Source organism: Cupriavidus sp. AU9028 (genome assembly GCF_019795295.1).
GTDB lineage: Bacteria > Pseudomonadota > Gammaproteobacteria > Burkholderiales > Burkholderiaceae > Cupriavidus.
This window is the reverse complement of the sequence record NZ_JAIMCG010000007.1, coordinates 1-14,403: the sequence shown is the minus strand read 5'-3', so window position 1 is coordinate 14,403 and position 14,403 is coordinate 1. Positions and strand designations below refer to the sequence as shown.

The following is a 14,403-nucleotide window of genomic DNA, read 5'->3' as shown; positions in this document are numbered from 1 at the left end:
CAATCCTGAGCTCAGGCAGATTCCTTGATTTCGCCCGAGGCTATGGGCAAATTTTTAGCGATTCGTGGCCGCTATCCACCTCCGCCTGGTATCGACCATTCGATACCGGGTCGCTCGCAGCATATCGGCCATGTTTAAGCCGCCGAAGGCGCATGTAGTGCAAAACCCGGCGACAGCCTATCCTGCACTAGTCCCCAAATCCTAGCTTTCTTCGTCATGACGAAGACTTTGGGAGTGCTAACGCGTCAGCGCGCGGCTGTACAAACTCTTGCAGGCTTATCTCACCCGTCATGAACCGCTGGGCGTGAGCCTCATCTGCTTCACTGAGCGAGAAACCCTCTAAACCGACGGACGCTCGCGCGTAGTTAACGGCCGCCTCGCGTCGGCTGCGTTCGATATCCGATATGGTCTTGTGGGGCGGTAACCCGCGTTTACCATCGCCAGCCATGGTGTCTCCTTGCTGTAGGTAACTTGATTTTACAAGAGGTAGGGGTATTTGGATTTAGGTACGCGTAGCCCAAAAGGCGTGCGCTGAATTTGTCTTGTTTTATCCGCGATGGGCTGCAATATTGGCCGCCTGCCTAGTAGTCAGTTTCCAAAGAGGCTTTGCCTCTCTGGACTCTCCACCCTCGCCGGCGGGAGCCTCGGGGGCAGGGGTTGCGGGCCTCTGGCCCGGACTCCTGCCCCCGGGGCGCATAGCGTGGGGCGCTCCTGCCGCGTCAAGGGGCCGTGTCCTCGCCCTGCGGGCTGCGGGCCGCACCAACCCCTTGACCCGTCATCCGCTTGACAGCGTTGCTACCGACGTCGTTTGGCTGGAAGAGGCGTCAAGGGCGGGACCGGAAGCCGCAGCCCGAAGCGAAGCGCAGGGAACGGGTGAGGATCCCGGGCGAAGCCTTCACCCTTGATGCTTCTGGAAGCCACATAGCCTGTCGGCCAAGGGGGAAGGAACGAGGCGGAGCCGCCGGGGCCTGCCCCCGCAGCCAGTCCGGCAAGTACGGACGCGGGATGAAACCGAAGGGGTTGCCCAAGCGAAGCGCGGAGGTATTTGCCGGCCGATATGAAAAATGTCCGCTGTCAAGCTTTTCCGACCATGGATTTGGCTTGAGAAGCTTCGGTATGACAGGAAGTTACGCTTAGCGCCCCGCACTCGGAGTCTCCGGGTTGGAGGTGAGCAAGGGTCAGATGGGAGCCGCTGCATTCCAAGTCATGGCGTGCCACAGCGCATGACGGCCCGGGCCTAGCCCGAACGTTCATCGGGCCGCAGCGCCAGCCAGCGCCGTCCTGCATCCGTCAGCCGGTATCGCTGGCTGCGGCTATTGGGCTTGTCGGCTTGGTCATTTCGATCACACCCAATTCCAGCGCCGGGGCCAGATAGGTCTTCCGGAAGTGCGGCGGATGCTACACTCCCAAGGCATCCTGCAGGGCCTGCCGGGTCATTTCGCCTTTGAGCCGGACCAGCAGCGCCTCAACTTGCGGGGTAACTTGATCGGTAACTTAATCGGTAACTTGGTCGGTCGTCAGCGCCAGCGGATGCCTCGGCAGCCGGATCACGAACGAACGCCGGTCATCATCCGTCTCGAACAGCGGCGCGGGCGAGCCGTTGGCCGCCATTTCCTTCAGGATTTTCGGAATGCCGGTGGAGCGCCCCTCGGTCATGTCCAGCTCCTTCAGGAACTCGCCGATGCGACGGTTGCGGTAGCGACGGCTGACCGCACGGCCCACCTTCAGGTCTTCCATCCGGATAGAGCGATCCGGGCCGGGGAAGCTGACAGTCAGTTCATCGTTGCTGATGCGTACCCCGATGGGCTCGCGCTCCTCGTAGGAACGGTGATAGACCGCGTTGACTACGGCCTCTTCGATGGCGGCGAACGGGAAATTCTAGATCCGCGTGGCCTCGGCGCGGTCGGGGTGCTTGATGACCGTCTCGCGCAGAAAGTTGCGCTGGATGTAGCCCAGCGCCTCGCGCGTCATCCGCGCCAACGGCCCCTTGAAAATCTTCTCGTCGAAACGGTCGCCGACCGCACCTTCTGGGAACCAGACCACGTCGATCTGCACGCCGGGAAAGAACCGTTCCGGCGTTTCGTTGAAGAACAGCAGACCCCCGTTCTTGGGCCAGGGCGACTCGATAGGGCCGCCCGCCACGTTCATCTGACGCGCCAGCGCCTCGGCGGAAAGCCCCGGCGCATTCGCCGCCAGCGCGCTGCCAGCTTCCTCCGGGAAACCCTGCATCAAGGGCTTGGAAAGATCATCGACGCGCGCGAACTGGTTGAAGCGGTCGTCGAACGGCACCTTGGCGGCCAGACTCAGCAGTTCCTGTTCGGTCTCGCCCTTGGCCTCGACCGTGCTGCTGTAGCGGCGGATGTAGTAGCGCCAGGTTTTCTTGTTGGCAGTGACGACTTCCGTGCCTTGTAGGGGCGCGTCTGCCCGCCCGGCGCTTGCAGCACGATCTGGTTGCGGCCCTCGACGACTTCAAGGCTTAACACCGGGAAATACGGCGGCTGGATCAACTGGCAGTGCGCCAGCAGTTCGCGCTGAATTTTGTCAGGCTGGTTGTCGGGCAGGCCGACCGGCGGAAAGACGGGCTGGCCGTTGGCATCGCAGTCCTGCCCGATCACCACGTAGCCGCCACCCGGGTTCTCGAAGTCGTTGGCGAAGGCGCACAGGGTGTGGATCTCGCGTCCGGGTTCCAACCGGCCTTGTACTAGATGCGTTCGCCCTCGACCGTGCGTTGGCGCAGCAGGTCGTTGAGGTTGAGAGGGAGTTTGGTGTACGTGATGCTCATTGCCTATCCATTTGCAATTCCCAACTTCACCGTCTGCAACCGCTTTCCATTCGCTACCAGCCACTGGCGCGCCCGTTCCGCATCGGGGCACAGGCTCTGCACCGCCAGCCAGAATTTGCGTGAATGGTCGGGTACGGCCAGATGCACCATCTCGTGCGTAACGATGTAGCGCAGCACGGAATCGGGAGCCATGACCAGTCGCCAGTTGAACGACAGATTGCCCAGCGCGGAACAGTTGCCCCACTTGGTACGCTGGCCCATCACGTAAATACGGTTCGGTGTGCGCTTCAGGCGTTTTCCGATGTCGGTGATGTGCTGCTTGATGCGTTCTCGCGCCTGCTTGCGCAGCCAGTTTTCCAGCGAACGGTCCGCAGGCGTTTTGCTGCCAGGCGCGCAGATGATCGTGATCGCGCCGTTGTCCAGCATCACCTTGTTCGGCGCGCGCCATTCATCGGGGCGCACAACGCGCACCGCCACGATTTCGCCGCGAAACGCGATGCAACCGTCCTCGCGCTTTTCGGAGCGCCGCGCCGCCTGCAATTTGCGTGTACGTTCCAGTTGTTCGGCCACCCAAGCGCGGTTGTCGGCGACGAAAGCCGCCGCTTCGCGGCTGTCGCGCCCTTCCGGCAATACGACCTTGACGCCATCCGGCCCGACCTTGATCCGCAGCTTTTTGGCCGCCGCCGAGCGCACGAGCCGCCATTCCACCTCCTGCCCGTCGATCAGAAGGCGTTGCGGCGCATCCGTGCGATTCGCTTCAGCCAAGGCCATCGCTGTTCACCAGTTCATCCACTGCGTGTGCGAGGAAGGGCGGATTGGCGTCGTCCGCATCGAAGCCCAAGCCCGCATAGGCCGGGTTCCACGATTCGGCCAGCAGCGATTGTTCGACGCGCATCCTTCCACCCCTGGAATTGCTCCAACCCACCGCCAACAACCGATTGCCGCGCAAATGCGCCACCATGCGCCGCGCGCAATCGGCCAGATAGCTTTCGTCCTCGTTGGCCGAATACTCGCGCAGCACGGTGAAGACACCATATTCACCGGGCTGCGTCAGGCCCAGCCGCGCGGGCTCTTCGTCGGCTTTGGCCTTTTCGTCGGCGATGTCCTGCAATTCCTTCAGGCGTTTTTCGGCGGCCTTGTCGGCGGCGTCCTTCTGCGCCTTCAGGCGCGCGAGGCGTTCACCCAAATGACGATAGGTGAATCCGCTGCCGTCGTCCTCGGCCAGTTCGGCGGTCAAGATGGCTTCCAGCGCCGCCGCCTTGTCCGCAGGCGTAGGCAGCTCTTCCAGTTTGCTGACGTAGTCCTTGTCGATCTTGAACACCGGCAGGGAATCGGCGATCTCCATGAACGTGGTGTTCTGCTCGATCAGTTCCCGAGTCTTGACCGACAACTCGCCAAAGGTGGTGCGCTGCGCCGCGCCACACTGGCGGCGGCGATGAGCGATATACACACTGCACAACCAGTTGTAGGTGTAGCGGTGCTCGTAGAGCACGGGATCGGGCGATACCGCCTCCCAAAGCCGTTCCAGGCTCTTGAAGTTGTGTTCGAAGATTTTGGCCGCGTCCGGATCCTTGATCGCGCGCAGCGCGGCCAGCAGGCATTCGCGCGTGTCGGCAATCGTGATGCCCTTGAAGCTCTCCATGCAGCGCGCCACCTCGCCCGGCACCGTGGCGCGCAGTTTGTCCCAGTCGATGAGCGCCTCCTCGCGGATGTTCTCGTCGAAGTTCAGCGCCTTGGCCAGATTGCTGAACACGCCGAAGTAATCCACCACCACACCGGTGCGTTTGTTCATCGCCGGCAGCGGGCGGTTGGTTCGTGCGATGGCCTGCAACAGATTGTGGTCGCGCAGCGGCTTGTCCAGATACATCACCTGTTCGATGGGTGCATCGAAGCCGGTCAGCAGGCGGTCGCAGACGATCAGGATCTTCAGCGGGGGGCGCCACTTGCCGGTGTCTTCGCCGAAAGCCTCGCGGTTGTAATCCTCCCACTGCTTCGGCGTCAGCTTGAAGTAGTCGATCAACTCGTCCTGCTTCTGCTTGCCGTAGTGAAAGCGCGCCAGATCAGGATCGTCGTTTTGGCCTTCGGAGATGATGACATCACACCAGTCCGGCGGCAGTCCCTTCTCCTTTAGCTTGGCGTCCAGCGCATCCTTGAAGCGCGCGCAGGCGGTGCGATCTACGCCAACCAATTGCGCCTTGAAACCGTTGGGATCGGGATAGGTGAGAAAGTGCTCCAGCACCTTGCCGACCACAATCTCCACGCGATCCGGATGCCGTGCCAGTTCCTTCCATTGCGAACGCTGCCGCTGGATCAGGTCTTTGGCTTCCTCGTCCTCGACCTCCATCTCCTTGCACATGTCCTCGAAGCCGACATTGAGCGTCTTTTCGTCCACGATGAAGGGCACGCGGTCGCGCTGGTAATGCACCTCCAGCGTCGCGCCGTCCTTGATGGCGCGCTTGATGCCGTAATAGCTGAGGTAACGCTCCTGCTGGCCGTCCACCACCGGGCCGAAATCGCGGTGGGTGTTGGTCATGGTGCGGTCAATCGGCGTGCCGGTCAGTCCGAAGCGGAAGGCGTTGGGCAGCTTCACCCGCATCGTCATCGCGTAGCTCTCGGCGGTAGCCCCTTTTTGCGAGCGGTGCGCCTCGTCCACCAGGGTGATGATGTTGTCGTCATCCAGCGGCGCAAGGTCGCCCATCTGCTGGAACGATTGCACCGTCGTCACGAAGGTGCCCCGCTCGCGCTGCTTGAGAATGGCCTTCAAGTCCTGCACGCCCATTGCCTTGCGCACATTCGGGAAGTCGCAGGCGTCGAAGTCGTCGGAAATCTGCGTTTTCAGGTCGCGCCGATCCACCACGATCAACACCGTCGGGTTGGTCAGCACCGCCTGCCGCCGCAGCTTGTAGGCCGCGAACACCATCGTCAGTGATTTGCCCGAACCCTGTGTGTGCCAGATCAGGCCGGTGCGATCCTGCGCGCTCACCGACTTGCCAATCAGCCCAAGGCAGCGGTCCACAATGTCGTTCACCGCCTCGAACTGCTGGTAGCGCGCCACCTTCTTGACGGTCTTGCCCTTCTTGGTCTCGAACACGGTGAAGTGCTGCAAGAAGTCCAGCACCTGTGCCGGCTTCAAGCGCAGCAGGGCCTTGACCGGCCTTTCCAGCGGATCGTCCGGGTTGTCGGCCTCGGGCTCGTTCCACCATCCTTTCACGTCCGGGTAACGCGAAAGCCACGGCCCCCAGGTGTCGAGGTGACGCTCGATGTCGTCCTTCGTCGCGTCGTGGAACAGCACCGTGCCGTAACGGAAGGTGTCCTCATCCGCCGCCACGCAGAACACATTGGGCACCAGCATCTGCGGCGCCTGCCGCTGGTAGCGGTGCAACTGGCGGACCGCTTCCGGCCATTCGGCGCCACTTGCGGTGATGCTCTTGTATTCGGCCACCACCAGCGGGATGCCGTTGACCAACAACACCGTGTCAGCTTTGCATTGCTTGACGCCCTGCACACGGTACTGGTTGGTGGCGGTGTAGTCGTTGAGGTGCTGGCGTTCCGGCTCGAAGGCGATGAAGTGGACGGTGCGCGCGCCCTCGCCGGGCACGAGTTCCACGCTCGCGCCGTCGCGCAGGCGGTCGAGGGTTTCGCGGTTGGCGGTGAGCCGGTCCGGCGCGTCCATCGTGGTGCGCAGCGCCTTCACCGCCAGCTTCGCCTGCTCCGGCGTGGTGACGTGATCGTTGATGCGCAGGATGGCCGCGATCAGCAGTTCCTCCACCAGAGGGTCGGCCAGCGGGCGGTTGAAGTCAGCCATTGCGGGCTCGTCGCGGTAAGTCCAGCCCAGCCCTTTGTCGCCGGGCGTGGCGCTACCGTGTCCGGAGAGCCATTGCAGAATGGGCAATTCGACGTAACCGGCTTCGCTCATACGTTGGCCTCCTGCGGGAACAGCGCGGGATCGAAGCGGACACTGCCGGTAAGCAGGTCGTGCATCAGAGATTTTTTAAGTTGGCTCAACGCCGCAATGACTGGCGCGTAAGAACGGCTGCGCTCATCGGCGGCTTCCAGCACTGCTGCGATTTCACGCTGTTCATCCAACGCGGTGCTACCAACCGGCACGGGAATCAGCACCTTGCCGAGATTCTTCGCGTTGATGTTGACCTGCTGCACGCCTGGCGTTGCAAACCGCTTTATGCGGCATTGTGCGTTGTAGGAATTGAGTAACTGGCCGAGATAGTAGTTGTCTACCTGTGCAACATCCGGATGCAGGCGAATCAGGTAGGACGCGAAAACGGCGGGAGCATCCGTGCGATAGATGCCGACTTTGCCGACCCACTCCTGCGAGTTCGTGCGATTGAACAACACATCGCCGCGTTTCAATAGATAGCGGTCAACCAAGGCATCCGGGAGGGTGACATATTTCAAGTCATCCATCACGACATCGCCTTGCTGGATGTTGCCCATGCGTAGGATGGGTGTCGCGCCCTTGAGGTGCATTGGCAGCGACAGGCCATACTCGAAATTCGTGACGACCGCGTTCACGGGTTTCACTTCCCACGACGCTGGGATGAAGCCGACCGGCGTTTTCTTCTGCGGTTCACCGCGCGTTCCCTTGCTGAAAAGTTCCTGCGCGAGCGCGCGCTTGACTTCGGCGGCTTGCGCCGCAGCCTCCCGCGCCCGATCAATCGCCGCACCCACGGCATCCAGGACACGGGCGATGGCGGCTTGCTCGTTCGGCGGCGGGAACGCACCGAGCAGCGCGTAGGCGTCGCGCCGCGACAGTCCCGGCACGCCCGTAGCGGCGTTCAGACTTTTCAATGGCAGTTGCTCGAGCAGATAGAACAGGTATCGAAGCTTGTCATCGCCTGTCGGCTTGACGTAGTAAGTCGTATCAATCGGCCAGAACGGTTTGTCGGTGTAGTGAACAGCGCCGACCGTTCCCTTGCGACCGACCAGTACGCCCGGCGCGTCAAGCCAATGCTCGTTGTGGCTGCCAACCTTGCCATTCGATCCGAACACATCCACGTCGCCGGGTTTGCGGATTTCTTCTTTCAGCGCACGCCCGTAGAGCAGTTCAAGCCTATCCTTCAACGGCACGCAGTCCCAATCCGTCGGTAGTTCCGACGGATGGAACACTTGGCAGCCGGAGAGGTTTCTACTGAGCGACATATCCGATTCGCTCCAGCAGTTGTTTCAGTTCCTTTTCTGCGGTGGCGGTGGCGCTCTCTGCATCAGCCAGCGCCTTCAGCGCATCTTTCACCTCTACCCTCGGCTCCGGCTCGAAGGTGTCCACATAACGCGGGATGTTGAGGTTGAACTCGTTTTCCTCGATCTCGGCAATGTCCACGACGCGGGCGTGCTTGAGCAGTTCGTCGGCATCGCCGTAGAGCGCACCCAGTTCCTGGCCCACGGCTTCCACATCGCGGCGATCGTCTTCGGCGCGGCGGCGCGCTTCGGCGATCTTCTCGTCGCGCTCGGCGATCTTTGCCGCTGCCTTGTCACGCTGGGCTTTCAATTTCTGGATGGCCGCCTCGGCCTTGTCCTTCGCGGTCTTGGCGCTGATCTTGGGCAGTTCGGCCTGCTTCTCAGCCAGTTTGGTTTCCAGCCAGACCAGCCGCGCCGCCGCGTCGGCGTATTCGGCTTCCAGCCGCTCCACCTCGTCGTGCTCGCGTGCATTGATCTGCTCGCGGATGCGCCCGCTGTGCTGCGCCACTAGCTTGGGCACCTTCGCCGCGTCGCCATACGCCTGAACATGCACCAGGATGCGCATCACATCCTGCGGGCGCAGTTCATTCTGATTGGACAGCTCACGGAAATGCCGCGCGGCATAGACCAGCAGCACCTTGTCGTGGCGCGTTGGCGGGCGCTGCTTGCGCAGGATCAAGAGGCAGGCGGGCACGCCCGCGCCGTAGAACACATTGAGCGGCAGTGAAATCACCGCGTCGATCAGGCGCGATTCCAGCAGCGCGCGGCGGATCAGGTGCTCGTCGTCGGCCTTGCGGCGTTTGAATTTCGGGCTTCCGTCGTCGTCGAACTCGCCGGTTTCCTCCTCCACCTCCGGCTGACCGCGAAACAGCACGCCCTGCGGGCAGACGATGCCGGCGCGGCCGTGCTCGTTGAGCGAGGCGAGGATGTGCAGGATGAACGCGTAATCGCCGTAGCCGGCGGGCGGGGCCTTGAACGGCGTGCCGCGCCCAAAGCGGCCATAGGCATCCTTGAAACCTTCCTTGCCGAAGATTTCTTTCTTGAGCTTGTCCCTTTTCTTCTTGTCGTCCGTCTGCTGTTCGGGCTTGAGCCACCAAAACTCGTCGGAGAAGGGGAAATTGGCCAGCGCCAGCGAGAACTTGCGCACCTGGCCCGCGCTGTCCTTGAACGCCGGGTCGGTGATGGTGCTCGCGCCCGCCTTGATGTCGGCCTCAAGCCCGTGCAGCACGGAGTTGATCTTGCCAATGGCGGCGTTGCCCCAATTCATCTCCTGTCCGAAGTATTGGGCAGCGGTGGCGTGGTGGCCGTTCTCGCGTAGGAAATCCGCCGAATGCACCAGCATGCCGCCGCTGCCGCAGGTGGGGTCGTAAACGGAGTCGCCGGGCTGCGGCTCGAGGATGCGGACCAGCGTGTCCACCACTTCCGGCGGGGTAAAGAACTCGCCGGCTTTCGCGCCCGCGTCGTCGGCGAACTGCTTGATGAGGTATTCGTAGGCGTGGCCCAGCACGTCCGGCGGCACGCTGGCGTTGGAAAGATCGTGCGTATTAAAGTGCTGGATCAGCGCGTGGACGACTTCATTGGGGATGAGCGGTTTGCCGCTGCCGTCGGGCGCGGGCTGCGCCCAGTCCACGGTGAACACGCCGCGCAGTTCGTCGTTGGCGTTGGACACTGCTTTCATGGCCTGGGTGAGCTTTTCGCCGAGATTGGTGGAAGCGGCCAGCACATCGCCCCAGCGGCTACCTTCGGGGATGGAATAGCGGTGCTCGCCGCGTTTGCGAAAGACGGCTTTTTCCTTTTCCGTGAAGCTGCGGCCCTGCTGGCGCTCCTGCTCGGCGATAGCAACGTCGGCCTCGTTCTCCCACTGGTCGCACAGCCGCTTGTAGAACATCAGCGACAGGATGTAGTTCTTGTAGTCCTGCCCAGCGGTCTTGCCACGCAGGATGTTGGCCGCGCCCCAGAGGTGGGTTTCGAGTTGTTGTTGGGTGAGCTTCATTCTTTGTTGTTCTGGGTTCGATTTACGCCTTGGCGGCCTTGGGGTCGTTCAGCACGATCAGAAATTCCGTCGCCAGCGCCACCGGCTCCACGCCGTGTCCGTCGCGCTTGAGCTTGACTAGGCCGTAGCCTTCCATCATCCGCAGCGAGCGCGACAGATTGGGCACTTGCCGCCCGGTCAGTTCGGCCAGCGCCGTCAGCGACTTGGGCCGCCGGTCGCGGATCAGGCGCAACAGGGCTTGGTTGTCCTCCGACAGCACCGCCGCCATCGTCGCCATCGATGGAAACCAGATCGAGGGCTGGTTCCGCCCGGTGGCCGGACGGCTCCGATCCTCCGGGCGACGGATACCAACGACGCAGCGTTTCATCTCGGATGGGAAAGCGGGATAAAGACGGCCGGGAGTTTATCACTGTGGCACACATGCAGAGGCAGTTGATTGTGCTGGCCGGAGTATCGGAATTTGCCGAGCTTCCGCCCCGAACAGCTTGCTGTCCGAGTCGCAGGCCGTCGCTGGGCGTGCTGCCTTGGCGAAGACAAAGTGCCTGCCAACGTTGCTTCAGATCATCATCCAGGCGGATGCTGAGTGTGGTCTTGCGCGTCATTTCTACATCCTCCCACTCAGCGCCAGTTTGGCTTTGATTTCTTGAAGTCGCACGTGGCATTCGGCCCGGCTGAGTGGTGTTGACGCTGGTGCCCCTTCCTCGCTAGCCGCTTGACGATTCCTTCTGGTAGCGATCTGGATGCCCGCTGCGGGCACGAAACCGCCCGACCGGTGCCAGTCAACAAGTCCTTTGAAATACGCGACTTTCGATGTTCTGATCGTTCCGGGCTTTTTGATCGCTCCCTCCAACTCATCCAGCAGAGCCTGGGCGTCATGCGCGGGAATGCCTGTAATGAGATTCTGGATCGACAGCTTTTCCGCCGGCACCAGCGCGCTAGGGTATTGCAGACTGTGGTGCGGTGCGGCTGTAGTAGTAGGGTTATAGATAGAGTTACTGTTAGGAGTAGTGTTACCCAGCCGCCTGTCCATATCCTCCGGATAGGGTATGGATGGCGTATCAAATTGAGCAACGCTTTGATTTATCAGGGGTTCGCCTGAACTGCTACGGGCGGACGAGTGGCTATCGCCTGGTTCCGCATAGGCTGCCGATACCCTGGAGTCTTGACGATCGTAGCCATGTGCAGTCAAAAGTGAGGCTCGCGCCGCGTCACTGTACCGAAACTGTACCTGACCACAATTTCAAGAAAATCCCCCGGTGCGGGGTATGGACTACGACATCTTCCAACTGTTTGAATTTTCGGAAGATCTTCTGATGGTGCCCGGGGTCGGACTCGAACCGACACGCCTTGCGGCGGGGGATTTTGAGTCCCCTGCGTCTACCTGTTTCACCACCCGGGCCGGGGGCCCTCGCGCCGTCGCGACTGCCGGAGAGGCAGTCAGCACGAGACAGAGCCGAGGATTATGCCGCAAATCCTCGGGGCCAACAATACTGGATCCCCGCCCCCACGCCGCCCGACCGCCCGGATCTACCGTCCCCGCTTCTCTCGCGTGGTCCGGCTGCGATCGAAATACTCGGGTGGCTTGCGGGCAATCCAGCGGATGAAGTCGGCGATGGCCGGGTGGCCGCGCAGCCGCTCCATGTCGTAGTACTGCTGCTCCAGCTCCGCTTCGGTGAAGACCGAGTGGATTTTCTGGTGGCAGATCCGGTGCATGGGCACCACCTCCCTGCCTCCGCGGCTGCGCGGCACGGGGTGGTGGAGATCGACGCTGGGGCCGGCAACCAGGGGGCGACCGCAAAGCGGGCAGGTCGTCTGGCCGGCACCGGTTTCGGCCGGGGAGGGCGGCCCGTGCTGGCCGAGCTGCCCGGCGCGAAGGCGGCGTTTGACGACCATCTCGCTCCCTTCGACGGCTGTACTACGGGAGCCGTCAGCCCTCCAGCACGCGCAGCAGCGACGAGGTATCGTCCCGCCCCCAGCCATTCTCCATCAGCTTGTGCAGCTGGGCGGCGGTTACCTGCATCGCGGGCAGCTCCAGCCCGGCCTCGCGCGCGACCTGCGCGGCGAGACCGAAGTCCTTGTCGTGCAGCCGGGCCTGGATGCCCGCGGCGAAATCGCGGTTAACCATCTTCGGGCCCATCAGGTCCAGCATCCGGCTGCCGGCGAAACCGGTGGACATCGCCTCCAGCACCCGGCCGGCATCAACCTGCTGGGTGTTGGCAAAGCGCATGGCCTCGGCGATGCCCTGGATATTGACGACCTGGGCGATCTGGTTGCAAAGCTTGGCGACCTGTCCGGCGCCGTTCTCGCCGATATGGGTGATGGACTTGCCATAGCACGACAGCAGCGGCCGCACCCGTTCCAGCACCTCGGCTTTGCCCCCCGCCATGATGGTGAGAGCGCCCGCTTCCGCGGCAGCGGTGCCGCCCGACACTGGGCAGTCCAGTGCTTCGATGCCGCGCGCGGCCAATGCCTTGGCGATTTCGCGCGTGACCACCGGCGAGATGGTGCTGTGATCCACGCAGATGGTGCCGGCAGCAGCGCCCTCGACCGCGCCGCCCGGGCCGAGCAGCACCGCGCGCACGTCTTCCGAGGAGGTGACGTTGGTGAAGACGATCTCCGCGCCCTGCGCCGCTTCCGCTGGCGAGAAGAACGGCTCGGCGCCGAGCGCACGGGCCTCGTCGGCGGCCTCGGGACGGCGTACGGAGGCGCGCACGGTGTGTCCGGCGGCCAGCAGATGGCGCACCATGGGTTTGCCCATGGCGCCAAGTCCGATAAAGGCGATCGTCGTCATCTGGTTTGCTCCTTGGTGTTGTCGAGGGCCTGCCAAGGCCACCGGCAGTGGCAGCGTTGGCTCGCCCTTGCCGCTATTGTCCCGCGTAACTGAATTTCCCGTTGCGGATCACCCCCATAACGCGGGAGCGCTGGTCGAAGCCCTGGTGATCGCGCGGGTTCAGGTTCAGCACGCCGTTGGGCACCGTCAAATTGCTGGTGGTTTCGAGCGCGTCGCGCATGGCGTGGCGGAATTCGCGCGTGCCGGGCTGCGCGCCGGTCTTGAGCGCCCGTCGCGCCGCATCGTCGAGCAGTTGCCACGCCCCCCAGGCGTCCCCAGCGAACTGCGTGATGCTGTTGGCGCCGTACTTCGCCTCATAGCGCTTGACGAAGTCGACGGCGACCGGCTTGACCGGATGATTGTCGGGCAGTTGCCTTGCGACTACCACCGGCCCGGTCGGAAACAGCGTGCCTTCGACATCGCGCCCGCCCATGCGCAGGAATTCCCCGGTGGCGATGCCATGGGTCTGGTAGATCTTGCCCTTGTAGCCGCGCTCGCCCAGCGTCTTCTGCGGCAGCACCGACGGCGTGCCGGCGCCGGCAATGAGGATCGCATCGGGATTAGCGGCCATCAGCTTGAGCACCTGTCCGGTGACGGAGGTGTCGTTGCGCGAAAAGCGCTCGCTGGCCACGATGCGGATCTTGCGCACCTCCGCCAGCTTCGAGAACTCGCGCCACCAGCTTTCGCCATAGGCGTCGGCAAAGCCGATAAAGCCAACCGTGCGCACGCCATGGTTGCTCATGTACTCGGTCAGCACGGTGGCCATGTGCGAGTCGTTCTGCGGCATCTTGAAGGCCCAGCGGCGCTTGGGGTCGCTCTGGGGCTCGACGATGGAGGCCGACGCGGCCAGGGCGATCATCGGCGTCTCGCCCTCGTTCACGGCGTCGAGCGCGGCCAGCGCGGTGGGCGTGATGTTCGGCCCGACGATGGCATCGACCTTGTTCTCGGCGATCAGCTTGCGCACGTTGCGCACCGCCGCGGCGGGGTCGGAGGCGTCGTCGAGCACGATGTACTCGGCCTTCTGCCCGCCCAGCGTTTCCGGCCACATCAGGATGGTGTTCTTGGATGGGATGCCGATCGAGGCGGCGGGACCGGTGGTGGAGACGTCGACGCCGATGCGGATCTGGGCGTGGGCGGCCTTCGGGATGCCGGCCATGCCGGCTGCCGCGATGCCGGCCAGCAGAACTGTTCTGAGCAACAGGCGGCGCGCGAGGGGAAGATGCGGATGGGACGGCGGGGGGACTGGCATGGTTGCTCCTCCTTGGTTTCTTGTTCGATGTGAGACCGTTGCAGCAGATGCGGTGGATGCGTTCCGGGTCCATTGCCCTCTCCCCCGGCCCCTCTCCCGCAGGGCGGGAGAGGGGAGCGAACCGGCAGCGCCTGGAATGCCCGGAGTTTGTCTACCTTCTCCCATGGTCGGAAAGGAGCGAACCGGCGGCGCCTGCAATGCCCCGGTTTTGCTCCCCTCTCCCACGCGTGGGAGAGGGGCCGGGGGAGAGCAACCGTCTTGCCGGTCAAGCGGAAAGAGCAGGATTCCAGGGGCAACGGTGCTTGGCCATGGCGTTGAGCATGCCAAGGACTTTTCGCATGGCTGCCACCAACGCC

The 14,403-nt window shown here is 63.0% G+C and carries 13 protein-coding genes, 1 tRNA gene and 1 pseudogene; all 15 read right to left on the bottom strand.

Going from position 1 to position 14,403, the window contains the following annotated elements; genetic code table 11:
* Window positions 1-214: 214 nt before the first annotated feature.
* Window positions 215-448, bottom strand: a complete 234-nt coding sequence (locus tag K6V06_RS09495) for an antitoxin VbhA family protein (RefSeq protein ID WP_222242594.1) — start codon at window positions 446-448, stop codon at window positions 215-217.
* A gap of 842 nt (window positions 449-1,290) precedes the next feature.
* Window positions 1,291-1,386, bottom strand: a pseudogene (locus K6V06_RS20870) (Fic family protein); the annotation flags it as partial.
* 108 nt (window positions 1,387-1,494) lie between these two features.
* The gene (locus K6V06_RS09490; protein ID WP_370637443.1) at window positions 1,495-1,803 is read right to left on the bottom strand and encodes an ATP-binding protein; all 309 of its coding nucleotides are present in this window, start codon (window positions 1,801-1,803) and stop codon (window positions 1,495-1,497) included.
* A gap of 75 nt (window positions 1,804-1,878) precedes the next feature.
* On the bottom strand, window positions 1,879-2,289 hold the full coding sequence (locus K6V06_RS09485) for a hypothetical protein (RefSeq protein WP_222242592.1): 411 nt from the start codon (window positions 2,287-2,289) through the stop codon (window positions 1,879-1,881).
* Between the two features lie 14 nt (window positions 2,290-2,303).
* The gene (locus K6V06_RS09480; RefSeq protein WP_222242590.1) at window positions 2,304-2,690 is read right to left on the bottom strand and encodes a helix-turn-helix domain-containing protein; all 387 of its coding nucleotides are present in this window, start codon (window positions 2,688-2,690) and stop codon (window positions 2,304-2,306) included.
* A 95-nt stretch (window positions 2,691-2,785) separates the two neighbouring features.
* Window positions 2,786-3,553, bottom strand: a complete 768-nt coding sequence (locus K6V06_RS09475) for a M48 family metallopeptidase (RefSeq protein WP_222242588.1) — start codon at window positions 3,551-3,553, stop codon at window positions 2,786-2,788.
* Window positions 3,540-6,698 carry a type I restriction endonuclease subunit R gene (locus tag K6V06_RS09470; RefSeq protein ID WP_222242586.1) on the bottom strand — a complete coding sequence of 1,053 codons (3,159 nt, stop codon included), beginning with the start codon at window positions 6,696-6,698 and terminating at the stop codon, window positions 3,540-3,542. The genes K6V06_RS09475 and K6V06_RS09470 overlap by 14 nt, the downstream gene beginning before the upstream one ends.
* Complete coding sequence (locus K6V06_RS09465) at window positions 6,695-7,939, bottom strand: restriction endonuclease subunit S (RefSeq protein ID WP_222242584.1); 1,245 nt, start codon at window positions 7,937-7,939, stop codon at window positions 6,695-6,697. Before K6V06_RS09465 ends, K6V06_RS09470 begins: the two co-directional genes overlap by 4 nt.
* A complete protein-coding gene (locus tag K6V06_RS09460) occupies window positions 7,926-9,968 on the bottom strand; it encodes a class I SAM-dependent DNA methyltransferase (protein WP_222242582.1) in 2,043 nt (680 codons plus the stop codon). Before K6V06_RS09460 ends, K6V06_RS09465 begins: the two co-directional genes overlap by 14 nt.
* Window positions 9,969-9,990: 22 nt before the next feature.
* Entirely contained in the window at window positions 9,991-10,245 is a 255-nt protein-coding gene (locus K6V06_RS09455) for a transcriptional regulator (RefSeq protein ID WP_370637432.1), read from the bottom strand.
* Between the two features lie 327 nt (window positions 10,246-10,572).
* Complete coding sequence (locus K6V06_RS09450; protein WP_222242580.1) at window positions 10,573-10,998, bottom strand: hypothetical protein; 426 nt, start codon at window positions 10,996-10,998, stop codon at window positions 10,573-10,575.
* A 284-nt stretch (window positions 10,999-11,282) separates the two neighbouring features.
* Window positions 11,283-11,367: transfer RNA gene (locus K6V06_RS09445), tRNA-Leu, on the bottom strand.
* 128 nt (window positions 11,368-11,495) lie between these two features.
* Window positions 11,496-11,681: a hypothetical protein gene (locus K6V06_RS20685; protein ID WP_255581736.1), complete on the bottom strand. Its 186-nt coding sequence runs from the start codon at window positions 11,679-11,681 to the stop codon at window positions 11,496-11,498.
* Between the two features lie 214 nt (window positions 11,682-11,895).
* The gene (locus K6V06_RS09435; protein ID WP_222242568.1) at window positions 11,896-12,759 is read right to left on the bottom strand and encodes an NAD(P)-dependent oxidoreductase; all 864 of its coding nucleotides are present in this window, start codon (window positions 12,757-12,759) and stop codon (window positions 11,896-11,898) included.
* A gap of 73 nt (window positions 12,760-12,832) precedes the next feature.
* Complete coding sequence (locus K6V06_RS09430; RefSeq protein ID WP_370637431.1) at window positions 12,833-14,047, bottom strand: ABC transporter substrate-binding protein; 1,215 nt, start codon at window positions 14,045-14,047, stop codon at window positions 12,833-12,835.
* Window positions 14,048-14,403 lie beyond the last annotated feature (356 nt).